General features: G+C 60.4%; 20 protein-coding genes. 15 read left to right on the top strand and 5 right to left on the bottom strand.

All coding sequences use genetic code 11. The annotated features are described in order from the left end of the window. The first annotated feature begins 49 nt into the window (after positions 1 to 49). The 6 genes from FXN63_RS10055 (at position 50) to FXN63_RS10080 (ending at position 5,113) form a co-directional block, all read left to right on the top strand. Positions 50 to 766: a succinate dehydrogenase iron-sulfur subunit gene (locus tag FXN63_RS10055; protein WP_148814524.1), complete on the top strand. Its 717-nt coding sequence runs from the start codon at positions 50 to 52 to the stop codon at positions 764 to 766. Positions 767 to 774: 8 nt separating this feature from the next. Beyond that, positions 775 to 1,035, top strand: a complete 261-nt coding sequence (locus FXN63_RS10060; RefSeq protein WP_148819145.1) for a succinate dehydrogenase assembly factor 2 — start codon at positions 775 to 777, stop codon at positions 1,033 to 1,035. A gap of 87 nt (positions 1,036 to 1,122) precedes the next feature. Beyond that, positions 1,123 to 2,433, top strand: coding sequence for a citrate synthase (gene gltA / locus FXN63_RS10065; protein ID WP_148814525.1), 1,311 nt, complete (start codon positions 1,123 to 1,125; stop codon positions 2,431 to 2,433). Positions 2,434 to 2,690: 257 nt separating this feature from the next. Continuing rightward, a complete protein-coding gene (locus FXN63_RS10070) occupies positions 2,691 to 3,494 on the top strand; it encodes an SDR family NAD(P)-dependent oxidoreductase (RefSeq protein WP_148814526.1) in 804 nt (267 codons plus the stop codon). Positions 3,495 to 3,554: 60 nt separating this feature from the next. Further along, complete coding sequence (locus tag FXN63_RS10075) at positions 3,555 to 4,172, top strand: nitroreductase family protein (protein ID WP_148814527.1); 618 nt, start codon at positions 3,555 to 3,557, stop codon at positions 4,170 to 4,172. 47 nt (positions 4,173 to 4,219) lie between these two features. Beyond that, complete coding sequence (locus FXN63_RS10080; RefSeq protein ID WP_148814528.1) at positions 4,220 to 5,113, top strand: LysR family transcriptional regulator; 894 nt, start codon at positions 4,220 to 4,222, stop codon at positions 5,111 to 5,113. Here the strand turns inward: FXN63_RS10080 and FXN63_RS10085 are convergent. Continuing rightward, the gene (locus FXN63_RS10085) at positions 5,110 to 6,015 is read right to left on the bottom strand and encodes a hypothetical protein (protein WP_148814529.1); all 906 of its coding nucleotides are present in this window, start codon (positions 6,013 to 6,015) and stop codon (positions 5,110 to 5,112) included. The two genes, FXN63_RS10080 and FXN63_RS10085, sit on opposite strands and share 4 nt — an antisense overlap. Positions 6,016 to 6,136: 121 nt before the next feature. Between FXN63_RS10085 and FXN63_RS10090 the strand changes: the two genes are divergently transcribed. The 7 genes from FXN63_RS10090 (at position 6,137) to FXN63_RS10120 (ending at position 16,991) form a co-directional block, all read left to right on the top strand. Continuing rightward, positions 6,137 to 6,712, top strand: coding sequence for a YceI family protein (locus FXN63_RS10090; RefSeq protein WP_148814530.1), 576 nt, complete (start codon positions 6,137 to 6,139; stop codon positions 6,710 to 6,712). Positions 6,713 to 6,937: 225 nt separating this feature from the next. Further along, the gene (locus FXN63_RS10095) at positions 6,938 to 9,802 is read left to right on the top strand and encodes a 2-oxoglutarate dehydrogenase E1 component (protein WP_148814531.1); all 2,865 of its coding nucleotides are present in this window, start codon (positions 6,938 to 6,940) and stop codon (positions 9,800 to 9,802) included. A 116-nt stretch (positions 9,803 to 9,918) separates the two neighbouring features. Then, positions 9,919 to 11,142, top strand: coding sequence for a 2-oxoglutarate dehydrogenase complex dihydrolipoyllysine-residue succinyltransferase (odhB, locus tag FXN63_RS10100; RefSeq protein WP_148814532.1), 1,224 nt, complete (start codon positions 9,919 to 9,921; stop codon positions 11,140 to 11,142). A gap of 15 nt (positions 11,143 to 11,157) precedes the next feature. Next, positions 11,158 to 12,585 (top strand): dihydrolipoyl dehydrogenase, encoded by a 1,428-nt coding sequence (gene lpdA, locus FXN63_RS10105; protein ID WP_148814533.1) that lies wholly within the window; start codon positions 11,158 to 11,160, stop codon positions 12,583 to 12,585. 192 nt (positions 12,586 to 12,777) lie between these two features. Beyond that, the gene (gene zapE / locus FXN63_RS10110; RefSeq protein ID WP_148814534.1) at positions 12,778 to 13,869 is read left to right on the top strand and encodes a cell division protein ZapE; all 1,092 of its coding nucleotides are present in this window, start codon (positions 12,778 to 12,780) and stop codon (positions 13,867 to 13,869) included. 284 nt (positions 13,870 to 14,153) lie between these two features. Beyond that, positions 14,154 to 16,388, top strand: coding sequence for a TonB-dependent siderophore receptor (locus FXN63_RS10115; protein ID WP_246165174.1), 2,235 nt, complete (start codon positions 14,154 to 14,156; stop codon positions 16,386 to 16,388). Between the two features lie 144 nt (positions 16,389 to 16,532). After that, positions 16,533 to 16,991, top strand: a complete 459-nt coding sequence (locus FXN63_RS10120; RefSeq protein ID WP_342791252.1) for a DUF6678 family protein — start codon at positions 16,533 to 16,535, stop codon at positions 16,989 to 16,991. A 140-nt stretch (positions 16,992 to 17,131) separates the two neighbouring features. Here the strand turns inward: FXN63_RS10120 and FXN63_RS10125 are convergent, their stop codons facing one another. Further along, complete coding sequence (locus FXN63_RS10125) at positions 17,132 to 18,025, bottom strand: LysR family transcriptional regulator ArgP (RefSeq protein WP_148814537.1); 894 nt, start codon at positions 18,023 to 18,025, stop codon at positions 17,132 to 17,134. A gap of 306 nt (positions 18,026 to 18,331) precedes the next feature. On the opposite strand from FXN63_RS10125, the gene FXN63_RS10130 reads away from it, so the two are divergent. Further along, positions 18,332 to 18,946, top strand: coding sequence for a LysE/ArgO family amino acid transporter (locus tag FXN63_RS10130; protein ID WP_148814538.1), 615 nt, complete (start codon positions 18,332 to 18,334; stop codon positions 18,944 to 18,946). Positions 18,947 to 18,967: 21 nt separating this feature from the next. Here FXN63_RS10130 and FXN63_RS10135 read toward each other — a convergent pair whose 3' ends face one another. Continuing rightward, the gene (locus FXN63_RS10135; RefSeq protein ID WP_148814539.1) at positions 18,968 to 20,113 is read right to left on the bottom strand and encodes a transporter; all 1,146 of its coding nucleotides are present in this window, start codon (positions 20,111 to 20,113) and stop codon (positions 18,968 to 18,970) included. Between the two features lie 219 nt (positions 20,114 to 20,332). On the opposite strand from FXN63_RS10135, the gene ppk2 reads away from it, so the two are divergent. Further along, on the top strand, positions 20,333 to 21,184 hold the full coding sequence (gene ppk2 / locus FXN63_RS10140; protein ID WP_425468726.1) for a polyphosphate kinase 2: 852 nt from the start codon (positions 20,333 to 20,335) through the stop codon (positions 21,182 to 21,184). Positions 21,185 to 21,584: 400 nt separating this feature from the next. Here ppk2 and FXN63_RS10145 read toward each other — a convergent pair whose 3' ends face one another. Continuing rightward, entirely contained in the window at positions 21,585 to 21,851 is a 267-nt protein-coding gene (locus FXN63_RS10145; RefSeq protein WP_148814541.1) for a hypothetical protein, read from the bottom strand. Between the two features lie 498 nt (positions 21,852 to 22,349). After that, positions 22,350 to 23,477 carry an alkene reductase gene (locus FXN63_RS10150; RefSeq protein WP_148814542.1) on the bottom strand — a complete coding sequence of 376 codons (1,128 nt, stop codon included), beginning with the start codon at positions 23,475 to 23,477 and terminating at the stop codon, positions 22,350 to 22,352. Between the last annotated feature and the right edge of the window lie 12 nt (positions 23,478 to 23,489).

The following is a 23,489-nucleotide window of genomic DNA, read 5'->3' on the forward strand; positions in this document are numbered from 1 at the left end:
TTCCTGTCGAGCCGGCCTCATCGGGCCGGACGACAACGCAGGGGCAGCCATGAGCACCAAACGTGTCATGAAGTTTGAGATCTACCGCTACGATCCGGACAAGGACGAGCGTCCGTACATGCAAAAGCTCGAAGTCACCCTCGAGCCGACCGACAAGATGTTGCTCGACGCACTGGTGCGCATCAAGGCCGACGTGGACGACAGCCTGGCGCTGCGTCGCTCGTGCCGTGAAGGCGTGTGCGGTTCCGACGCCATGAACATCAATGGCAAGAACGGCCTCGCCTGCATTACCAACCTGCTCGAACTGAAAGAGCCGGTTGTATTGCGTCCGCTGCCGGGTCTGCCGGTCATTCGCGACCTGATCGTCGACATGACCCACTTCTTCAACCAGTACCACTCGGTGAAGCCCTTCCTGATCAACGATTCCATCGCGCCCGAGAAAGAGCGCCTGCAATCGCCGGAAGCGCGCGAGGAACTCGACGGCCTGTACGAGTGCATTCTCTGTGCCTGCTGCTCGACGTCCTGCCCGTCGTTCTGGTGGAACCCGGACAAGTTCGTGGGCCCGGCCGGCCTGCTGCAAGCCTATCGTTTCATCGCGGACAGCCGCGACGAAGCCACTGGCCAGCGCCTGGACAACCTGGAAGATCCGTACCGCCTCTTCCGCTGCCACACCATCATGAATTGCGTCGACGTCTGTCCCAAGGGTCTGAATCCGACCCGTGCGATCGGCAAGATCAAGGAATTGATGGTCCGGCGGGCTGTCTGATGATTGATATGGAAGGCGTCAAGCCTACCGACCGCGTGCGTTTGCGCTGGCGTTCACGCCGCGGTTTGCTCGAAAACGACTTGATCATCACCCGGTTTCTGGACGCCCACGAAGCGTCCTTGACCCAGGATGACGTCGTCGCGCTCAGTCAGCTGCTCGACCTGACCGACACCGATTTGCTCGATTACATCCTGGGCAAAAAAGAGTTGCCGGTCGGGGAATATGATGCGGCTGCCCGAGCCATGCTTGACCGATTGCGCCAGGCCTGACCGATTCGCCGACGCATGGGTGCGCCCCGCGACCCTATCCGGGCAGGGGCGTTCCGTAACCACACTATTCGCGAGAAGGAAGTATCGATGAAACTGTCCGACAAAAAAGCCACCCTGAGCTTTTCAGATGGAAGTCCCAGCGTCGAGTTTCCCGTCTACCAGGGTACGGTTGGCCCGGACGTCATGGACATCCGCAAGCTGTACGGCGCGACGGGTATGTTCACGTTCGACCCCGGCTTCATGTCGACCGCTGCGTGCGAATCCGCCATTACCTACATTGACGGTGACAAGGGCGAGCTGCTGTATCGCGGCTACCCGATCGAACAACTGGCCACCAACTGCGACTTCCTCGAAACCTGCTATCTGATTCTGAACGGCGAACTGCCGAACGCAGAACAGAAGGCTGATTTCGACAAGCAAGTCACGCAGCACACGATGGTCAACGAGCAGCTGCAGTTCTTCCTGCGCGGCTTTCGTCGTGACGCACACCCGATGGCCGTGTTGACCGGCCTGGTGGGTGCACTGTCGGCTTTCTATCACGACTCGCTGGACATCACCAAGGCAAGCCACCGTCACATCTCGGCAATCCGTCTGATTGCCAAGCTGCCGACCCTGGTCGCCATGGCGTACAAGTACTCGATCGGCCAGCCCTTCGTGTACCCCAAGAACGACCTGAGCTACACCGCCAACTTCGTGCGCATGATGTTCGCAACCCCTTGCGAAGATTACGTGCCGAACGACGTGGTGGTCCGTGCACTGGACCGCATCTTCATCCTGCACGCTGACCACGAGCAAAACGCGTCGACCTCGACCGTTCGCTTGTGCGGCTCGTCGGGTACCAACCCGTTCGCAGCCATCGCCGCTGGTGTTGCTTGCCTGTGGGGCCCCGCACACGGTGGCGCCAACGAAGCTTGCCTGCAGATGCTGGAAGAGCTGCAAGCTGCTGGCGGCGTGGCCGTTGTCGGCGAGTTCATGGAGAAGGTCAAGGACAAGAACTCGGGCGTTCGTCTGATGGGCTTCGGTCACCGCGTCTACAAGAACTACGACCCGCGTGCCAAGCTGATGCAGGAAACCTGCAAGGAAGTGCTGGAAGCCCTGGGCCTGGAAAACGACCCGCTGTTCAAGCTGGCCATGGAACTGGAACGCATCGCTTTGTCCGATCCGTACTTCGTCCAACGCAAGCTGTACCCGAACGTCGACTTCTACTCGGGTATCGTTCAGCGCGCCATCGGCATCCCGACCTCGCTGTTCACCGCGATCTTCGCGCTGGCTCGTACCACCGGCTGGATTGCCCAGTGGAACGAAATGATCTCGGACCCGGATTACAAGATCGGCCGTCCGCGTCAGCTGTTCACGGGTCACGAAACCCGCGACGTGAAGCCGGTTGCTCAGCGTTGATATGGAAGGTGGCTGCTAAGCGATCACTGGCAATTGCCGGCGTGACTTAACAATCGCCAAAGCGCTTTTCGAAGCGCATCCATGATGAGAAAGCCTCCTTCGGGAGGCTTTCTCTTTTTTTGTGCTTCTTTAAGCCATCTTTTTCAGTTCATCTTTCGAGAAACTCGAAAACTGATTTGCTCGCCCGGCTGATTATCGCCGGCAGGACCGCGCTGCATACTTTTGTCCATCAACCTGAATGGACAAAGGACGGTGCCATGAAAATCGATTTCACAGGCAAGCTTGTTTTAGTCACCGGATCGACCAGTGGTATAGGGTTCGCCGCCGCTTCCGGCTTTCTTTCTGCTGGCGCAAATGTCGTGATCAACGGCCGCAGCGCGGCAAGTGTGGAAGACGCCTTGGCCAGATTGCGTCAGCGCAATGCAGGCGTGCCCAGCGCCAATGTTCAAGGCTTTGTTGGCGACCTGGGCAAGCCAGACGCCTGCGACCGCCTGATCGCGCAACACCCCGCATTCGACGTAGTTGTGAACAACATCGGTGTCTACGGTCCGCAAGATTTCTTCGATATACCCGACGACGAGTGGGAACGCTTCTTCCAGACCAACGTGATGTCGGGCGTCAGAGTCGCGCGTGCCTACGCGCGCGCAATGGCTGAAAAAGGCTGGGGCCGGATCGTGTTCGTGTCCTCGGAATCCGCGCTGAACATTCCCGCCGACATGATCCATTACGGTTTCACCAAGACCGCGCAGCTTGCCATCTCACGTGGCTTGGCGAAACGCCTTGCTGGCACCGGGGTGACCGTCAACGCGGTCTTGCCGGGGCCGACGCTTTCCGAGGGTGTGGCTGCCATGTTGCAGTCGGGCGATGTGCACCCAGGCAGCAGCGTCGAGAAACTGGCCGTTGATTTCATTGCGGAAAACCGTCCCACCTCGATCATTCAGCGCGCATCGACCGTGGAGGAAGTGGCAAACATGATCGTGTATGTCAGCTCCGAGCAGGCCTCGGCCACCATGGGTGCCGCATTACGCGTAGATGGCGGTGTGGTCGACACCATTGCGTGAGCGGCTGCACTGACAGCCACCACGAATCGCTTTCCCTTCATTCACATCCACGGAAAACGCATGCCCCATCCGATCATCACCGCGATTGAAGAACGCCGCACTACCGTCCTGTTTGACGCATCACGCCACCTCAGCGATGAGCAAATTGCTGAATTGATTCAACTGGCGACCCGTGCACCCACCGCATTTAATCTGCAAAACTGGCGCTTCATCGCCGTGCGCACCCCCGAAGCCAAGGCGCGGCTGCGCGCCTTCGCATGGGATCAAGAGAAGGTCACCGCAGCGGCAGTCACCTTCATCATCTGCGGTCAGTTGGCAGATGCCCAGACCTTGCCCGCCCGCCTGGCTCCTGCCGTAGACGTTGGCATCATGCCTGCTCAGATGGTCGACGGCTGGGTGGCCGGTGCGTCTGGTCTGTACGACGGCCAGCCCTGGCGTCAGCGCGATGAGGCCGTGCGTTCGGCAGCATTCGGCGCAACCACGCTTTTCTATGCCGCCCACGCCATGGGCTTGGGCGCTGGGCCGATGATCGGTTTCGACGATGCTGCCGTCGCCCGTGAGTTCGGTTTGGCTGCCGACGAAATACCGGTGCTGCTGGTGGCCGTGGGCTACGGCAAGCCGGATAATTGGCCGCAGAAGCCTCGCCGCCCGCTGCAGGAAGTGTTGAGCTTCGTGTAGCCCGGCCGGCAGGGCAGGGGTAGAGGCTCTACAGGAAAAGCAAAAGCATGGACCGCATCGACGCACTGCGCTTGCTGCTGGATATCGCTGACGCGGGAAGTTTCTCCCGCGTGGCAAGACAACGTGCCATGGCAACGTCCACCGTCGCGCTGGCCGTCAGTCAGCTGGAAGACGAATTCGGCGCACGCTTGATGACTCGATCAACGCGCAAACTTGTCTTCACGCACGAAGGCGAAACGCTGCTGGCGGACGCGCGTCGCATTGTTGCCGAGTGGGATGCGGCCTTGAACGGTTTCCGTGAAGACGGCCCGCTGGCCGGGCCGATCAGAATCACCGCCACGAATGATTTCGGGCGCACACATCTTCGTCCCTTGCTGGACGCGTTTCAGACGCGTCACCCTGGCATCCACATTACCTTGCTGCTTGGCGACAACGCGCTCGACCTGATTGAACATCACATCGATCTGGCGATTCGTAGCGGGCCGCTGCCAGATTCCACGCTACGAGCGCGCTTGCTTGTGAAGGGACACCGCTTGGTGTGTGCGTCTCCGGCATACTGGGACAGGGCAGGGCGGCCCAAGCATCCGCAAGATTTGATGCGGCACAACTGCATCATTCTGGCGCGTCCGGGTGCTCCGCTTGCACCGTGGCCTTTTCGCGAAGCAAACAAGTCGTTCAGCGTAAAAGTGCGTGGCGATCGTGAGACCAGCGAAGGTGACCTGTTGCGCCAATGGGCGCTGGAAGGTCACGGCGTGATCCTCAAGAACCAATGGGACATCCGGCAAGATCTTGATGCCGGACGACTGGAAACCGTGCTGGACGAATTTTCTGCCGGTCAGGTCGATTTGTTCGCCGTGTATACCAATGGTCCGACCAGCCGTCGCCTGGCTGCGCTGGTGGATTTTCTTGTCAGTGCGCTGGACGCGCCGCAGCCAGCCTAGGCAACCGGGTTGGGGATGTCGGTGCGGCTGGTGCAGGCGTTCACCCCAAAAAACGCGTCGTGCATCTTGAAGGGATGGGCGTAGCTGGCCGGGTCGATCAACGCGCGCTTCAGTGCGTCGACAGTCGCGGCACCGCTGGCATCAACCAGGAAGCGTACGTAGTCCGACTGCGGCAGCAAACTGCACAACCAGTGCAGCAGCAGAAAGCGATGCACGTTGTCGTCGTCCGTATCGATGCTTGGCTTGGCGAAGCGGTAAACCGCTTCACCCAGCGACTGTTCCAGACGCGCTGCGATCGTGCGCATGCGATTGCGCCAGGCATTGAACTGACGCGTGTTGGCTTCCAGATCGCCTTGGTATTCCCAGGCCGGCGCGGGTACGAACTCGATCATGGCGGTCGGCGGGGGTAGGGCGGGCAGACTGTTCAGCGTCCAGGGCACACCGTGGTCGTCCAGCCCGGTGAAGCGCACGCTGGCTGGAATGGCATTGATGGTCGTTCCCATGAAGCTCATCAAGGCTGCTGGCACTGCGCCTGTGCGGTTCAAGAAATTCAGCAGGGCAGACGCCGGTACGCACAAGGGGCTGTTCGGTTCCATGTTGTCGTAGAACCGGGTCTTGTCTGACGCGGGAAGCTCGGCATACAGCGTCTGGCTGTCGGCCCTGGCGCGGGTCGATGCAGTTTCAGCAGATTGGCCCAGGTGACGGTAGAGCACGCTCAGGGTGCGAACTGGGTCCATGAAAACTTCGCGCTGACCGGCTGGCGGCTCCAGCAACCAGATGCTGCTGGGTTCGTAGGGAAGCCAGTCAGCAATGCCGTGCGCAAATCCGTCGATGATCCCCATCAGTTGTGGACTCAGTCCGCTCACCGGTTGGGTGCGCAACAAGGCTGTCATATCAAGCACCGCGATGTCCTCCTGATGGGTCGAAACAAAATGTTCAGTTCTGCTGATTGTGTAGCGACGCATGACGCATCGCCGTTCAGCATCGATAATGAATGCTGACTACCAACTGAATGGAGTATCGATGAAGCAGTTTCTGATTGCACTAGCGTTCCTGTCGCCGGCAGGCGTTGCCTTGGCTGCACCCGTTCACTACGACATCGATCCCGATCATACCTACCCAAGCTTTGCCGCCGATCACATGGGCGGTCTGTCTACCTGGCGCGGCAAGTTCACCAAGACCGCCGGCACGATCATGCTTGATCGGGCAGCCAAGACCGGTTCGGTCGACATTACCGTAGATACAACGTCGATCGACTTCGGTCACGCAGAGATGAACAAGCACGCGAAGGCTGCCGACATGTTCAATGTTGCCAAATTCCCCACGGCAACCTATCGCGGCAAGATCACCGAGTTCAAGGGTGATGTTCCCAGCAAAGTGGAAGGCGACTTCACGCTGATGGGCGTGACCAAACCCCTTGTATTGACGATAAATAGCTTCAAATGCATGGAAAACCCGATGACGAAGGCACCTACTTGCGGTGCTGATGCCACCGGCAATTTCAACCGTGGCGATTTTGGTTTGAACTTTGCGTTGAACATGGGGTTCAAACCCGAGGTCGCGCTCAACATCCAGATCGAAGCGACGCAGAAAAAATAGGGTAATTCCTGTCGTTTCGCGTATAAAAAGGCCCGACGTCTACATGCGATAGCCCTTGGTCGGTGCTATCCTTGTCGGCGTTTTAGACGCCTGGCCAAAAACACTGGCTTTATAAGTCACGCCGCCTTCTGCAACACCTGCGATCCGCTATCCGGCTAAGCCGTGCCGCGGAAGGTCCATCCTGCATCTACCGGGTGAAACACCCGTCACGGTGAAGCGCAATTCATGACACATGCTCTAGATCCTTCCTCATACCTTTTCGGAAGTAATGCGCCCTACGTAGAAGAACTCTACGACGCGTATCTCGACAATCCTGGTTCGGTGCCCGACAACTGGCGCGCCTACTTCGATCAGCTTCAGCATTCCCCCGCCGTTGACGGCAACGAGTCGACCCGTGACCAGGCCCACGCGCCCGTCATCGAATCGTTTGTTCAACGCGCTCGCGCCAATACCCTCCTGACCCGTCCCGCCGCTGAAACCGATCTGTCGGTTGCCAGCCAGCAGGTGCACGTGCAGTCGATCATTGCCGCCTACCGTTTCCTCGGTAGCCGCTGGGCGGTGCTCGACCCCTTGCAACGTCAGGAACGTCCGATGTTGCCGGAACTGGAGCCGTCGTTCTACGGCCTGACCGAAGCCGACATGGACAAGGTTTTCTCGGCAACGAACACCTACTTCACCACCGCCGAGCACATGACGCTGCGCGACATGGTGAAGGCGTTGCGCCAGACCTACTGTGCCTCTATCGGCGCAGAGTTCATGCACATCTCCGATCCGTCGGTGAAGCGCTGGATCCAGCAACGTCTGGAAAGCACGCTGGCCACCCCGGCCTTCGATGCAGACAAGAAAAAGCACATTCTCGGCCGCGTGACCGCAGCCGAAGGCCTTGAGCGTTACTTGCACACCAAGTACGTCGGCCAGAAGCGTTTCTCGCTGGAAGGCGGCGAAAGCTTCATCGCGTCCATGGACGCCCTGATCCAGCACGCCGGTACGCGTGGCGTGCAGGAAGTCATCATCGGCATGGCTCACCGTGGCCGTCTGAACGTGCTGGTGAACACCCTGGGCAAGATGCCCAAGGACCTGTTTGCAGAATTCGAAGGCAAGTACGACGAAACGCTGGCCGCTGGTGACGTGAAGTACCACAAAGGCTTCTCCAGCGACGTGTCGACCCCGGGAGGCCCGGTCCACCTGTCGCTCGCGTTCAACCCGTCTCACCTGGAAATCGTGAACCCGGTGGTCGAGGGCAGCGTGAAGGCACGTCAGGAACGTCGCGGCGACGCCGTCGGCGCACAAGTGCTGCCGGTGCAAGTGCACGGTGACGCGGCCTTCGCAGGCCAGGGCGTCGTGATGGAAACGCTGAACCTGGCACAGACCCGCGGCTACGGCACGGGCGGCACGGTTCACATCGTCATCAACAACCAGATCGGTTTCACCACTTCCGATCCGCGCGATTCGCGTTCGACGCTGTATTGCTCGGACGTGGTCAAGATGATCGAAGCGCCTGTGTTCCACGTGAACGGCGACGATCCGGAAGCCGTGGTGCTGGCAACAGAACTGGCGCTCGACTTCCGTCAGGAATTCCGCAAGGACGTGGTTGTGGACATCGTCTGCTTCCGCAAGCTGGGCCACAACGAGCAAGACACCCCCGCACTGACCCAGCCGCTGATGTACAAGCGCATCGGTCAGCATCCGGGCACGCGCAAGCTGTACGCCGACAAGCTGGCCACGCAAGGCGTGATCGCTGCTGACGGCGGCGACGAGTACGTGAAGGAATACCGCGCGGCAATGGACGAAGGTCGTCACACTGTCGACCCGGTCCTGACCGACTACAAGAGCAAGTTCGCCATCGACTGGTCGCAGTTCCTGAACCGCAAGTGGACCGACGCGGCCGATACCGCGATTCCGCTGGCTGAACTCAAGCGCCTGGGCGAACGCATCACGACCGTGCCGGAAGATTTCAAGCCGCACTCGATCGTTGAAAAAGTGCTGGCCGACCGTCGCAAGATGGCACTCGGCGAAATCAACCTCGACTGGGGCATGGGCGAGCATCTGGCCTTCGCCAGCCTGGTGGCATCGGGCTACCCGATCCGTCTGACCGGTCAGGATTCGGGCCGTGGCACCTTCACCCACCGCCATGCCGTGCTGCACGACCAGAAGCGCGAGCGTTGGGATGATGGCGTGTATATCCCGCTGCAGAACATCTCCGAAGGTCAGGCACCGTTCGTGGTGATCGACTCGGTGCTGTCGGAAGAAGCCGTGATGGGCTTCGAGTACGGTTACTCGGCCGCTGATCCGAACACCCTGGTCATCTGGGAAGCCCAGTTCGGCGACTTCGCCAACGGTGCCCAGGTCGTGATCGACCAGTTCATCAGCTCGGGCGAAGCCAAGTGGGGCCGTCAGTCCGGCCTGACCTTGATGCTGCCGCACGGCTACGAAGGCCAAGGCCCGGAGCACTCGTCGGCACGTATCGAGCGCTTCCTGCAGCTGTGCGCCGACAACAACATGCAAGTGGTCCAGCCGACCAATGCCGCGCAGATCTTCCACCTGATCCGCCGTCAGATGATCCGCCCGTTCCGCAAGCCGCTGGTGATCTTCACGCCGAAGTCGCTGCTGCGTGCCAAGGACGCTGGTTCGCCGCTGTCCGAACTGGCCAACGGCCACTTCCAGACCGTCATCGGCGAAACCGACGACACGATCGCCGCGGACCGCGTCAAGCGCGTGCTGCTGTGCTCGGGCAAGGTGTACTACGACATCGTCAACTCGCGTCGTGAACGCGCCATCGACGACGTCGCGGTCATCCGCCTCGAACAGATGTACCCGTTCCCGCACAAGGCCATCGCCACCGAGCTGAAGAAGTATCCGAAGCTGGCGGAAGTGGTCTGGGTGCAGGACGAGCCGCAGAATCAGGGCCCCTGGTTCTACGTGCAGCATCACCTGCTCGAAAACATGGCAGATGGTCAGAAGCTTGCATACGCCGGACGCGCAGCGTCGGCGTCGCCGGCAGTCGGCTACATGTCGAAGCACCAAGAGCAGCAGAAGGCCTTGCTTGAAGCAGCCTTCGGCCGCCTCAAGGGCTTTGTGCTCACCAAGTAATGACGCCTGCATCGTCCCGCCTGGTCCATTGACTGGCGGACGATGCCCCGGAAGGGCCGGTTTGCAAGCATTGCGCCGGCCCCGTCTCGATTGAATATCTCGCGGAAGAAACAGACATGGCATTGATCGACGTTGTAGTCCCCCAGCTCTCCGAATCCATCGAAGAAGCGACCCTGCTGACCTGGAAGAAGAAGCCGGGCGAAGCCATTGCAATCGACGAAATCCTGATCGAAGTCGAAACCGACAAGGTCGTGCTGGAAGTGCCGGCACCGGCCGCTGGCGTGCTGTCGGAAATCGTTCAAGGTGACGGCGCAACCGTGACCTCGGGCCAGGTCCTGGCGCGCATCGACACCGCCGCTACCGCAGGCGCTGCTGCTCCGGCCGCCGCCGCACCGGCTCCCGCTGCTGCTGCCCCGGCACCGGCTGCTGCCGCCGCTGCACCCGCACCCGCCACCTCGATCGCCATGCCCGCTGCTGCCAAGCTGCTGGCCGACAAGGGCATCGACCCAGCATCGGTCGACGGCACCGGCAAGGGCGGCCGCATCCTGAAGGGTGACGTGCTGGCCGCTGGTTCCGCACCGGCTCCGGCTGCTGCCAAGGCTGCTGCGCCCTCCGTTGACGCCACGACCCTGGTCGATGGCCGTCCGGAACAGCGCGTGCCGATGACCCGTCTGCGCGCTCGCGTGGCAGAGCGTCTGCTGCAATCGCAAGCCGAAAACGCCATCCTGACCACCTTCAACGAAGTGAACATGAAGGCGGTCATCGACCTGCGCAATTCGTACAAAGACAAGTTCGAAAAAGAACACGGCGTGAAGCTCGGCTTCATGTCCTTCTTCGTCAAGGCCGCCGTTGCTGCCCTGAAGAAGTTCCCGCTGCTGAACGCATCGGTCGACGGCAAGGACATCGTCTACCACGGCTACTTCGACATCGGCATCGCAGTAAGCAGCCCGCGTGGCCTGGTTGTGCCGATCCTGCGCAATGCTGACCAGCTGTCGCTGGCCGGCATCGAAAAGAAGATCGCTGAATTTGGCCAGAAGGCCAAGGAAGGCAAGCTGGGTCTGGATGACCTGACCGGCGGCACCTTCTCGATCTCCAACGGTGGCGTGTTCGGTTCGTTCTTCTCGACCCCGATCATCAACCCGCCGCAATCGGCCATCCTGGGCGTGCACGCCACCAAGGATCGCCCGGTTGTCGAAAACGGCCAGATCGTCATCCGCCCGATCAACTACCTGGCACTGTCGTATGACCACCGCATCATCGACGGCCGCGAAGCCGTCCTGGGCCTGGTCGCAATGAAGGAAGCCCTGGAAGATCCGCAACGTCTGTTGCTCGAGATCTAAGGGGATAAGGACATCATGGCAAAGCAATTTGACGTAGTCGTCATCGGCGCAGGTCCTGGCGGTTATGTAGCCGCGATCCGCGCAGCCCAACTCGGCCAGACGGTCGCCATCGTCGACGCTTGGCAAAATGCCAAGGGCGGCCCGGCACCCGGCGGCACTTGCACCAACGTCGGCTGCATTCCGTCGAAGGCACTGCTGCAATCGTCGGAACACGTCGAGCAGGCACAACACCACTTCGCCGACCACGGTATCTCGGTTGGTGACGTGTCGGTCGATCTGGCCAAGATGGTTGGCCGCAAGGCCACCGTCGTGAAGCAGAACAACGATGGCATCCTGTTCCTGTTCAAAAAGAACAAGATCACCTTCTTCCACGGCCTGGCATCGTTCACGGCACAGGTTGAAGGCGGTTGGGGCATCAAGGTTGACGGCGCAGCACCGGAAGAACTGGTTGCCAAGCACGTCATCGTGGCCACCGGTTCGAACGCACGTGCCCTGCCGGGCGCAGCCTTCGACGAGAAGGTGATCCTGTCGAACGATGGTGCACTGAACCTGTCGGAAGTGCCGAAGCGCCTGGGCGTGATCGGCGCGGGCGTGATCGGTCTGGAGCTCGGCAGCGTGTGGCGTCGTCTGGGCGCGGAAGTGACCATCCTCGAAGCACTACCGGCCTTCCTGGCTGCAGTGGACGAGCAGGTCGCCAAGGAAGCCCAGAAGCAGCTGACCAAGCAAGGTCTGAAGATCAACCTGGGTGTGAAGATCGGCGAGATCAAGCCGTCGGAATCGTCTGTGACGGTGGACTACACCGACGCAGCCGGTGCCGCGCAATCCGCTACCTTCGACCGCCTGATCGTGTCGATCGGCCGCGTGCCGAACACCAACGGTCTGGGCGCTGACACGGTTGGCCTGAAGCTCGACGAACGCGGTTTCATCGCCGTTGACGAAGACAACAAGACCAACCTGCCGAACGTCTGGGCAGTGGGCGACGTGGTTCGTGGCCCGATGCTGGCACACAAGGCCGAAGAAGAAGGCGTGGCGGTTGCCGAGCGTATCGTGGGCCAACACGGCCACGTGAACTTCAACACCGTGCCGTGGGTGATCTACACCAGCCCCGAGATCGCGTGGGTCGGTCAGACCGAACAAGCCCTGAAGGCTTCGGGTCGTGCCTACAAGGCCGGCAACTTCCCGTTCCTGGCCAACGGTCGTGCGCGCGCGCTGGGTGACACCACCGGCTTCGTGAAAGTGCTGGCTGATGCCACCACCGACGAAATCCTGGGCGTGCACATCATCGGCCCGCAAGCATCTGAATTGATCGCAGAAGCCGTGGTCGCGATGGAATTCCGTGCATCGTCGGAAGACATCGGTCGTATCTGCCACGCGCATCCTTCTTTGTCGGAATCGATGAAAGAAGCGGCGCTGGCCGTTGAAAAGCGGTCGCTGAACTTCTAAGCGCCGAAGGCTGCGATCCCGGGGCAGGTACCCGGGCGCGGCTTTTGCAGACCCCGGTGCGTCGCGCCGGGGTCTTTTCAATTCGGCCTTCCTTTTTTCTTGCGTCGTCGATCAGTCGCCATTCAATGACTGGCAGTCGTCGATGACGGCGCATCGCTCGAACTCCTCCCGAGTGCATTCAAAGAGTCGCCCATGAACGTACGCGAGTACTACGAGAACATGCTGGCCGAACGTGGCTTCCAGCAGGACGAGGCCCAGCGTGCCGCCATCGAGCGCTTGCAGCGCTTCTACGAGGAATGGGTTGCCTACCAAGGCCAGCAGAAAAGCCTGATGCGCTTTCTGCGCAGCAAACCCGAATCGCCACGGGGCGTGTACCTGTGGGGCGGGGTAGGGCGCGGCAAGAGCTTCCTGATGGACTCGTTCTACGCCACGGTGCCGATCGATCGCAAGACGCGTGTGCACTTCCACGAATTCATGCGCAGCGTTCATCGTGAACTTGATGAGGTCAAGGGCACGCAAGACCCGCTGGATGAAGTCGCGCGCCGTCTGGCCGAGCGTTATCAACTGGTCTGTTTTGACGAATTCCATGTGTCCGACGTGGCCGACGCCATGATTCTGCACCGCTTGCTGCAGGGCATGTTCCAGCATGGCGTGTCGTTCGTGATGACGTCCAACTACGAACCGTCGCTGCTGTACACCGATGGATTGCACCGTGACCGCATCTTGCCCGCGATTGCGCTGATCAAGGCAAAGATGGATGTGCTGAACGTAGACGCAGGCGTGGACTACCGACGTCGTGCGCTGGAGCAGGTGCAGCTGTATCACACGCCGCTGAATGCCGAAGCAGATGCTGCTTTGCAGACCGCCTTCAACCAGCTTGCCGACACCGCGCCGCAGGAACCGATTCTGCACGTCGAACATCGCGAGATTCACGCGCATGCCTTGGCAGGCAGTGTGGTGTGGTTCGATTTCGCCACCTTGTGCGGTGGCCCGCGTTCACAGAACGATTACCTGGAATTGGCCAGCCGCTTCCAGACCGTGATCTTGTCGGGTGTACCGCGCATGGGGCCGCGCCAGGCGTCTGAAGCACGACGCTTCACCTGGCTGATCGACGTGTTCTATGACCACAAGGTCAAGCTGATCATGTCGGCAGAGTGCGAACCCGAGGAGCTGTACACCGAGGGTGCCCTGGCCAATGAGTTCCACCGAACGGTGTCGCGCATTCTGGAAATGCAATCGCGTGAGTATCTGGACGCGCAGCGCCGCGACGCCACGTCCTTGTGATGTCCATGCAAGATCACTGCGCAGCCGTCTGACCCAAGCGCACTGATCGCTGCCCGTCGCTGGGCTGTTCTACCTGTGCCCAGCGACGATTCGCGTTGGTTTTCACGCCCAACGTCGCTTTCAAGAGACAAAGAGCAACAAAGACCCTGACGACAATCTGACTATTCTTTAGTTCCGTATTGATAGTAATTATCATTGCGGAAATCATTAACGATTAGTTAATGCCTTGTCGATCTGTCTTTGGAGATAGTCTTTTGTTCCCGTCCTCTATCGAGCAAGCACGCATGCCGCTTTCCAGCGGTGCCCGTGCACTTGCCATTGCCCTGTCAGCCTGGGCTGCCGTTGCTGCCGCACCCGCCGCACACGCGCAGACTGCACCCCCGGCAACCACCAACCGCGCAAGCACCTTGCCGGTTGTGACGGTAGAGGACACCGCCGAGACGGCAACCGCGCCTACCGTGGGCTACGTGGTTCGCAACAGCAGCTCTGGCACCAAGACGGACACGCCGATCGTAGAGACCGCACAATCGATCTCCACCGTGACGCGCGACCAGATCCGCGAACAGAACGCACAAAGCCTGAACCAGATGCTGCGCTACACCCCGGGTGTTGCCGTGGAAACGCGTGGCGCAACCGCCACCCGCCTGGACCAGTTCACCGTGCGTGGTTTCAGCGCCAGCTCTTATCTGGATGGCCTGCGCAACCCGGGCAGCCGCGACGCGCTGCCCCAGGTGGACGGCTACCGCCTTGAACGCATCGACGTGCTCAAGGGCCCGTCGTCGGTGATGTACGGCCAGGGTGGCCCCGGCGGTATCGTCAACATGATCAGCAAGCGTCCGACGGAAGACGGCGTGCGCGAAATCCAGTTCGGTCTGGGTAACTACAGCAACCGTTCCTTGGGCTTTGACTACGGCGATCGTCTGGACAAGGAAGGCAAGCTGCTGTTCCGCGTCACCGGCCTGGCCTATGCCGCCGATGGTCAGATCGACCACACCAAAGAACGCCGCTACTTCATCGCCCCGTCGTTCACGTGGAAGGCCACGCCCGACACCACGCTGACCGTGCTGGCCAACTTCCAGCGCGATCCCGACATGGGTTCGTACGGCGCAGTGCCTGGTGTGCGCAGCCTGTACCGCGCGCCCGATGGCTATTACCTGCCGTCGAGCTTCTACGACGGCGATGCCAATTTCGAAAAAAGCGATCGCAAGAACGCATCGATCGGTTATCAGTTCGATCACCGCTTCAACGACACCTTCAGCTTCCACCAAGGCCTGCGCTACCAGAAGGCTGAAGGTATCTACCGCAGCATCTACAGCGGTGGTTACGCCGATGGTGCCCCGAACTATTCGCTGATTCGCCGCTCGGCCATTGCCACCAATGTGGAAATCGATGCATTCACCATCGATCAGAACCTGCAAGCCAAGTTCGCCACCGGCCCGCTGTCGCACACCGCCTTGGTAGGCTTTGACTACCAGCGCACCGAGACCTCGACGCTGTCGGGCAGCGGTGTCAACGGTGGTGCACCGGCGCTGAATGTCTTCCGTCCGAACAACTTCATGCAGATCCCGGTCCCGGCCTTCACCGCCGACGCACTGGCCAAGGCTTTCCAAAGCGGCCTGTACGTGCAAGACCAGATGAAGTTCGGTCGCCTGACGGCAACCCTGGGTGGCCGTTATGACTGGTCCACCACCAGCAACACCACGCGCACGATCGCAAACAACCGCGTCACCAGCACCGGCCTGAAGCAAGAAGCCTTCAGCGGTCGCGCCAGCCTGTTGTACCTGTTCGATAACGGCATTGCGCCATACGCCAGCTACAGCGAATCGTTCGAACCGCAAAGCGGCACCGGCTTCAACGGCCAGCCGTTCGAACCGATCCGTGGCAAGCAGAACGAAATTGGCGTGAAGTATCAGCCGGTTGGTTCGCGTTCCCTGTTCACGGCCGCGCTGTATGACGTGCGCCGCAAGAACACCACGACCACCGATCCGGACCCCACCCACCTGTGCAATGGTGCGCGCTGCAACATCGCAGCCGGTGAAGTGCGCACGCGTGGCCTGGAGCTGGAAGCGCGTACCGAACCGGTTCGCGGCCTGAGCCTGATTGCCGGTTACTCGTACAGCGACAACGTCTACACCAAAGACAATTCTGCCGTTGCTGGCGTGAATCTGGAAGGCAAGACCCCTGGTTCGCTGCCGACCCACCAGGCATCTGCATGGGCACGCTACCAAGTGCAGGAAGGCCCGCTGGCAGGTGTTGGCTTCGGTGCCGGCCTGCGTTATGTCGGTTCCACCTACACCAGCACCTCGAACCTGTACAAGACGCCGAGCCGTGTGCTGGTCGATGCCTTGCTGGACGTAGACCTGGGCCGTGTGAATCCGCAGCTGAAGGGCTGGAACGCGTCGCTGAACATCAGCAACCTGTTCGACAAGACCCACGTGGCATCTTGCCTGGGTGACTTCGACTGGTGCTACTACGGTTATCAGCGCGCTGTGAAAGCGAACGTGCGCTACACCTTCTAAATCGGTGTCGGGTCAGTGTGAAGCGCTGGCCCAGCTGATGGGAAAAAAACGCAGTGCTGGACGCGAGTCCGGCGCTGCGTTTTTGCATGTGGCGAAGCTGTCAGGTCACCGACTGACGATCATCGGTCATTGCATAATCGACGGATGCCAATAGCAACGATCAACTCAACCCCCGTGTATCTGCTTGATGACGCCAGGCAGAAGACGCGCGTCCGCGCCATTCTGACGCAGCGCGGTCTGGCGTCACACATGAACAATACGAAGTGGCGCGAACTCTGTGTGGGTATGCGTGCGCTGCCTTTTCCGCCTGCGTACCAAAGCAAGGATGTATTCAACGACCTGCCTTGTCCGGTGAATTTTCCCCACGCGCCTGACTATTGGGGCGATTGGGCTTGCACGCCGGAGGCGAGTTTGGGCTTGCATATCGAGTGGCTGAAGATCGCACCCCGATTCAGACGCAACCGGGGCCGCTTGATTGCCCCAGAGATACTGGACTGCGCTGGTGAAGTGATCGCACTGCTGAAGCAGGTCGGTCTTCCGGTGATCGAACAAGATGGTTTTTTTGTGCTGTACGGACACAGCTCGGGATCGATGTCGGCTTGATCCCGGTGTGATCTTGATTCGATTTTCATCCAGTGGCGGGCGACACGTTTGCGCGCTTGCGCAACGAACCGCGCTTGGAACACGACGGGGCGCACGCTGCTGGGTGGTGCGACAACCTGAGGCGTAACGCGGGTCGATAGTCAGCGCAGCATGGCGATTGCCGCCGCGTCCTGCATGGCCCGACCGAGCTGCTGCAAGGTGCTGGAACGCACGGCGGCATGCTGCCAATAAAGTGGCAGGTCCAGCCATCGCGCGGCATCGATGTTCACCACCGTCTGCGCTGCCAGCGCATGTTCGATCAGCGATTCCGGTGCCAGACACCAGCCCAGACCACGTGCGGCGGCCTCGACAAAGCCGGTCGCCGACGGAAGGTAATGCACGGGCGGTGTGATCCGGGCGCGAGTAATGCGTCGCACGAAACGCCATTGCAATGCATCTTTGCGGTTAAAAACGATCATCGGTGCATGGGCCAGCGCAGCCGCATTCACCCCTTCCGGGAAATGGCGCGCGACAAACGCTGGTGAAGCAATGGCGCGATAACGCATGGTGCCAAGCAACTGCGCATTGCAGCCTTGCAATGCTGTGGCTTCGGCGGTCACCGCACCCAACACCGCACCGCTACGCAGCAGTTCAAGCGTGTGATCCTGATCGTCGACATACACGTCGAACAGGTAGCCGTGTTCTTCGTGCAGGCGCGCCAGTGCGGCGACGAACCAGGTGTGCAGCGAGTCGTCATTCACTGCAATCGGAATGGTGCGTGCGGAGGCCGCAGGCGCGTCGGGCAGAAAGTCGGCAAGGGCTTCGGCTTCCAGCGCCTGCATGGGGCGCACGCGCCGCAGCAAGCGTTCACCGGCAGGTGTCGGTCGGCAGGGCGTCTGCCGCACGACAAGTACCTGCCCCAAGCGGTCTTCCAGCGACTTGATGCGCTGGGAAATTGCCGACGGCGTCACCGACAACCGCTGGGACGCTGCTTCGAAGCTGCCTTCTTCCAGCACGGCGGAAAAGGCGGCAAGTTGGGGATGGATGAGGTCCATGAATACCTTTCGATCAGGTGCCTGGGCAAGGTCGCAGACCAACTTGGCGATGGGGTGACTTCGTGGTCTGGCGTCGTTTGCTGAGGTCTGTTTGCGTACTTCTTATGAGTACGTTTTATGAGCACGCCTTATGTGCAGCGTCCTTGTTGGCAGCGTCTTCTGGATAGCGGCTCCGCCAAGCATGCCATTGAATATCGCGGTCACAAGAACAGTTTTGCTTAACTGACCAAAGAATAATTAGTTTGTCTTGATCGTTGTCGGCAGCCAGCATAAGCCCGATTCTTCATTTTTCTTCGGCAATCAGTTATGTATTTCGCAGCCAGCGCCGCCGGTTTCGTTGCCGGTGGCGGTCTCATCTTTGCCATCGGTTCACAAAACGCCTTTGTGTTGCGCCAAGGCTTGCAGCGCCATCATGTCGGGCGAGTGGTGCTGATCTGCGCGTTGGGAGACATCACACTGATCCTGGCAGGTGTCGGTGGGGCGGGCGTGGTTGTGCAGCAATGGCCTGGGCTATTACAAGTCTTGCGCTGGGCAGGTGCGGCCTTCCTGGCTACCTACGGGTTGATGGCAGCGCGCCGGGCCTGGCAGGGTACCGGGGCATTGGATCCGACTGCTGACCAACAGAAGGGCGCGCGCCACGTCATCCTGGCTTGCCTGGCCTTTACCTTTCTGAACCCGCATGTCTACCTGGACACCATGGTGCTGCTGGGCAGCCTGTCTACCCGTTATGCGGGGCTTGCGCGCTGGGCATTTGCGCTGGGCGCGTGTTGCGCCAGCGTGCTGTGGTTTACGTCTTTGGGGTACGGCGCGCGGCTGCTGTTGCCCGTGTTTCGCAACCCGCGTGCATGGCGGGTGCTGGACGCACTGATTGCCATGTTCATGCTGGTGCTTGCACTGGGCCTGGTGTTTCATCGCGGCTGAAGCACCGGTCCTCAACGAGCCTCAGTGTTCCTTGCGTCGCCGACGGGTCGCCCATGCTGCGATTGCCGTGAACGCCAGCACAATGTTCACCACGATCCAGAAGCCATGTTCGTGCTGTGCCAAGGGAATGCCGCCCACATTCATGCCAAACAGGCCAGCAAGAATATTGATGGGCAATGCGAGCACCGTCACCACCGTCAGCACGTACAAGCTGCGATTGTTTTCCTCGTTCACGTAGGCGGCGATTTCTTCCTGCAGCAGTTTGATCCGTTCCTGCAGCGCGCCCATGTCACGCAAGACAACAGAAAATTCCTCGGTCGAGCCACGCAGCGTCACCACATCGGATTCGACCATCCACGGCGGTGGATTCTGCAGCAGGCGAAACAGCGCTGCCGGTTCGGGTGCCAGCAGGCGTTGCAGCCTGACCAGCACACGGCGCAGCACGCCCAGCCGACGCGGGCTGTGCCCACGTTTATCTGCAAGCAGATCGTCTTCGATCACATCGACCTGTGCGGTCACGCCACGCACGATGTTCACCAACACGTCCGCCTGATCGCGCAGCAGATGCGCCAGCAAGTCGGTGGTCGAGCAGGGCGCATCACCTGCTCGAACGGCGGTGCGCAGGGCATCGACCGAGCGCAGCGCCTTGGTGCGTGCCGTGACCACCACGCGTGGCCCCAGGCTGATCCACAAGGTGGCAATCTTGGCCGGATCGAAGTCGAAGTCAAAGTGCACGTCGTTGATCACCGCGATCAGCGCATCTTCGGTGCTTTCACGGTGCTTGCCATCGCCACGGGTGTTGATGCGCTCGATCTGGGTTGATCGGGTGCCTTCATGCAGGGTTTCAAAGAACTCGTCGGGCAAGTGGGCGTGGGCATGCAACCAGCGTTCGGCCTGGGCATGGCTGAGGTTGAAATGCAGCCACAGGTATGCGCTGTTTGGCGCGCCGTCCGCCCGGTTTTTTGTGATGCCATCTTGCCCCGTAGCCGGGTCTTGGTGTGTCGCCAGCCAGGCTGCTGCCTGCACCGAATCGACCGCGCGGGCGGGGTCTGGCGCATCGGCGTCGAAGATATAACCGCAGATCAGACCGGCCTCGTCACTACCATAGGCGTTGCCGGGCAAGTCGTGCGGTGAATGGTTGGAAGCGGGCGTGGCGGGGGCGCTCATGGGTCACACATGACAAGATGGCAACGGGTCATGGTGAGCTTGTCATATGGCTGTTTTGTGACCGATTGACGTGGTCCCATGTCTTGTCATCGGACTGTCATGGTCTTGTCATGAAAGCCGCTTAGCGTTCGGGTTTTCTTCTGCCTTTTACCCACCATGAGCAATCTCGACGCGTTCAGCAGCCAGGGCATCGACCGCGATGCCGATATCCGGCGATTCATGCACGACTTGGTCGACAGTTACGACGAAGAGCTGGAACTGGAGATTGACGACGGTGAGTCTGGCGGTCTGGTCGACCGCGAAGCGCGCCGCCTGTATTTCCGCGAGCTGTTCCGCCTGCAGGGTGAACTGGTCAAGCTGCAGGACTGGGTGCAGCATACCAAGCAGAAGGTGGTGATTCTGTTTGAGGGGCGCGATGCGGCAGGCAAGGGTGGCGTGATCAAGCGTATTACGCAGCGGCTGAACCCGCGTGTGGTGCGCGTGGCAGCCTTGCCGGCACCGAACGATCGTGAGCGCACGCAGTGGTATTTCCAGCGGTATATCGCGCACCTGCCGGCTGCGGGCGAGATGGTCTTGTTCGATCGCAGTTGGTACAACCGCGCGGGTGTCGAGCGGGTGATGGGGTTTTGTTCGGACGAGGAATATGAAGAGTTCTTCCGTACCGTGCCGGACTTTGAACGCATGCTGGTTCGTTCGGGCACGGTGCTGATCAAGTATTGGTTCTCGATCACGGATGAGGAACAGCATGCGCGTTTCCTGGGGCGTATTCATGATCCGCTGAAGCAGTGGAAACTCAGCCCGATGGATTTGGAGTCGAGGCGTCGGTGGGAGGAGTACACCAAGGCGAAGGAGATCATGCTGGAGCGCACGCATATTCCGGAGGCTCCCTGGTGGGTGGTGCAGGCGGTGGACAAGAAGAAGGCGCGGCTGAACTGCATCAGCCATTTGCTGGATCAGCTTCCTTATGCGGAAGTGCCGCACGATCCGGTGTTGTTGCCGGCGCGGGTGCGCAATGCAGACTATTTCCGGCATCCGGTGCCGGCGGAGATGTATGTGCCGGAGAAGTATTGATTTTCTTGGGCAGGTTTTTTCGGCAGGTTTTTTAGCGGGACGGTTTTTGTTGGGGTTCTTGCTGTGTGTTTTTAAGTCAGTCGCGGGTGGTGGGGCCGCGTCGTCTGCCCCGCTGGACCTACGCGTCGGGTCTCCCGCCCTCCACGTCGTCCAGAAGGGCAGCCGTCACGGCCCCACCACCCACGCCTTCAGAACTGCTCGGGTTAAAAGCTAATCCCGCCTATGGGCGTTTGCCGTTTCTCTGGCTGCCAGGTGCTGTACGCGGTTCTCGGCATGCGATGGCCACCATTCTTGAGTGCCATGCGGCCGGCCCCGGAGATTGGCTGGCCAGGTCGCCACGAAGCGGCTCAGCGGCTCACGCATCGGGCCGTTCTTCAGCAGCCTTTTACCGCAGCGCCACTCAAGAAAATTTGCGCTTCTGCTTGGTGGTGGGGTGACTTGGAAGCGGGTGGCCGCGCACCAGGTAATGCGACGAAAAGGCGGGGCGTTGATGGTTGGCGCTTTGAAGGCTATGCATTGAACGTTCGAAGCGGTGAAGACCATTCGGAGCGATGAAGAACGGTAATGAATGGTGGTAACGCTGATGCTGCTGCTGGGCGTTTCCTAAAATCATTACACGTCCGCTGAGCGCATGTATCAAATCAGCCGCCAGCGCCACAATTGTCACGGTCGCTCTCCGCATGCTGTGACGCGGCGGCCATCCGCTTCGGTGTCACCCCACCATCAAGCAGAAGCGCAAATTTTCATGAGTGGCGTTGCCGTAAAAGGCAGCTGAAGAACCCACCGAATCGTGAGCCAGAGATACCGCTTCGTGGCGACCTGGCCAGCCAATCCCCAAGGCCAGCCGCGTAGCGATCAAGATTGGTGGCCCACGCATGCCGAGAACCGCGTCCAGCACCAAGCAGCCAGCAAAACGGCAAACGCCCACAGGCGGGATTCGCTTTTAACCAAACGTCTTTGAAGGCGTGGGTGGTGGGGCCGGATTGGCTGCCCTTCTGGACGACGTGGAGGGCGGGAGTCCCGACGCGAAAGTCCAGCGGGGCAGACTAGCCGGCCCCACCACCCGCGACTGACTAAAGCACACCCACACCGTCACAACAAAAAAGCCAGCCGCATCAAAAAAACGCAACTGGCTTCAGTACTTCACTTGGCTATAGAACCAGCCTCAAGCAGCCTTGGCTTCATCCAGCGTCGGGTAGTCCGTATACCCGTGCTCACCGCCACCGTAGAAGGTGCTTTGGTCCGGCGTATTCAGCGGTGCCTTCTCCTTCAGGCGACGCACCAAATCCGGGTTGGCAATGAACGCCTTGCCGAAAGCAACCGCATCCACCTTGCCATCCGCCACCGCCTTCTCAGCCAGTTCACGGTCATAGTCATTGTTGCCAATCCATGCCGCCGCACCACCAGCCTTGGTATACGCAGTCCGCAACGCCGCGTAATCAAACGGCACATCGCCTTGCTGGAAATCACGCGGGCCGCCAGTTGCACCCTCGATGATGTGCACAAACGCCAGCTTGTGCGCCGCCAGCTTCTCCACCACATGCGTGAACAGCGCCTGCGCATCCAGATCGCTTGCGTCGTTGGCTGGCGTCACGGGCGAAATACGGATACCAGTGCGGCCCGCGCCAATCTCGGCCACGATGGCATTCACCACCTCACCCAACAAACGGGCACGGTTCTCGATGCTGCCACCGTAAGCATCAGTCCGCACGTTGCTGCCGCTGCGCAAGAACTGGTCGATCAGGTAGCCATTGGCCGCATGGATTTCCACGCCGTCAAAGCCTGCATCGATCGCAGCACGCGCAGCGCGGCGGTAGTCTTCGACAATGCCGGGCAGCTCGGACAATTCCAGCGCACGCGGGGCCGAGGTCGGCACAAAATCACCGGAACCGTCTTCCTTCAAGATGAAGGTCTTGGCCTTGGCGGTGATCGCTGACGGGGCAACCGGTGCGCCGCCATTCGGCTGCAAGGACGTGTGCGAAATACGGCCCACATGCCACATCTGCACGACGATCTTGCCGCCTGCAGCATGCACGGCGTCGGTGACCTGTTTCCAGCCTGCCAGCTGTTCTTCCGAATACAAGCCCGGCACATCGGCGTAGCCCTGGCCTTGATGCGAGATTGCAGTTGCTTCCGTGATCAGCAAGCCGGCCGTGGCGCGCTGCGCGTAGTAGGTGGCGGTGATCGGCAGCGGCACGGCGCGCGGGGAGCGGTTGCGGGTCAGGGGCGCCATCACGACGCGATTGGCCAGGTGCAGGTCACCGGCAACCAGGGGATCGTAGAGCGTAGTCATGAAGCAGTTATC

The organism is Pigmentiphaga aceris, from assembly GCF_008119665.1.
Taxonomy (GTDB): domain Bacteria; phylum Pseudomonadota; class Gammaproteobacteria; order Burkholderiales; family Burkholderiaceae_B; genus Pigmentiphaga; species Pigmentiphaga aceris.

Coding starts and splice junctions, on each gene's coding strand:
- FXN63_RS10055 (WP_148814524.1), top strand. CDS start 50: ATGAGCACCAAACGTGTCATGAAGTTTGAGATCTACCGCTACGATCCG.
- FXN63_RS10060 (WP_148819145.1), top strand. CDS start 775: ATGGAAGGCGTCAAGCCTACCGACCGCGTGCGTTTGCGCTGGCGTTCA.
- gltA (WP_148814525.1), top strand. CDS start 1,123: ATGAAACTGTCCGACAAAAAAGCCACCCTGAGCTTTTCAGATGGAAGT.
- FXN63_RS10070 (WP_148814526.1), top strand. CDS start 2,691: ATGAAAATCGATTTCACAGGCAAGCTTGTTTTAGTCACCGGATCGACC.
- FXN63_RS10075 (WP_148814527.1), top strand. CDS start 3,555: ATGCCCCATCCGATCATCACCGCGATTGAAGAACGCCGCACTACCGTC.
- FXN63_RS10080 (WP_148814528.1), top strand. CDS start 4,220: ATGGACCGCATCGACGCACTGCGCTTGCTGCTGGATATCGCTGACGCG.
- FXN63_RS10090 (WP_148814530.1), top strand. CDS start 6,137: ATGAAGCAGTTTCTGATTGCACTAGCGTTCCTGTCGCCGGCAGGCGTT.
- FXN63_RS10095 (WP_148814531.1), top strand. CDS start 6,938: ATGACACATGCTCTAGATCCTTCCTCATACCTTTTCGGAAGTAATGCG.
- odhB (WP_148814532.1), top strand. CDS start 9,919: ATGGCATTGATCGACGTTGTAGTCCCCCAGCTCTCCGAATCCATCGAA.
- lpdA (WP_148814533.1), top strand. CDS start 11,158: ATGGCAAAGCAATTTGACGTAGTCGTCATCGGCGCAGGTCCTGGCGGT.
- zapE (WP_148814534.1), top strand. CDS start 12,778: ATGAACGTACGCGAGTACTACGAGAACATGCTGGCCGAACGTGGCTTC.
- FXN63_RS10115 (WP_246165174.1), top strand. CDS start 14,154: ATGCCGCTTTCCAGCGGTGCCCGTGCACTTGCCATTGCCCTGTCAGCC.
- FXN63_RS10120 (WP_342791252.1), top strand. CDS start 16,533: ATGCCAATAGCAACGATCAACTCAACCCCCGTGTATCTGCTTGATGAC.
- FXN63_RS10125 (WP_148814537.1), bottom strand. CDS start 18,025: ATGGACCTCATCCATCCCCAACTTGCCGCCTTTTCCGCCGTGCTGGAA.
- FXN63_RS10130 (WP_148814538.1), top strand. CDS start 18,332: ATGTATTTCGCAGCCAGCGCCGCCGGTTTCGTTGCCGGTGGCGGTCTC.
- FXN63_RS10135 (WP_148814539.1), bottom strand. CDS start 20,113: ATGAGCGCCCCCGCCACGCCCGCTTCCAACCATTCACCGCACGACTTG.
- ppk2 (WP_425468726.1), top strand. CDS start 20,333: ATGCACGACTTGGTCGACAGTTACGACGAAGAGCTGGAACTGGAGATT.
- FXN63_RS10150 (WP_148814542.1), bottom strand. CDS start 23,477: ATGACTACGCTCTACGATCCCCTGGTTGCCGGTGACCTGCACCTGGCC.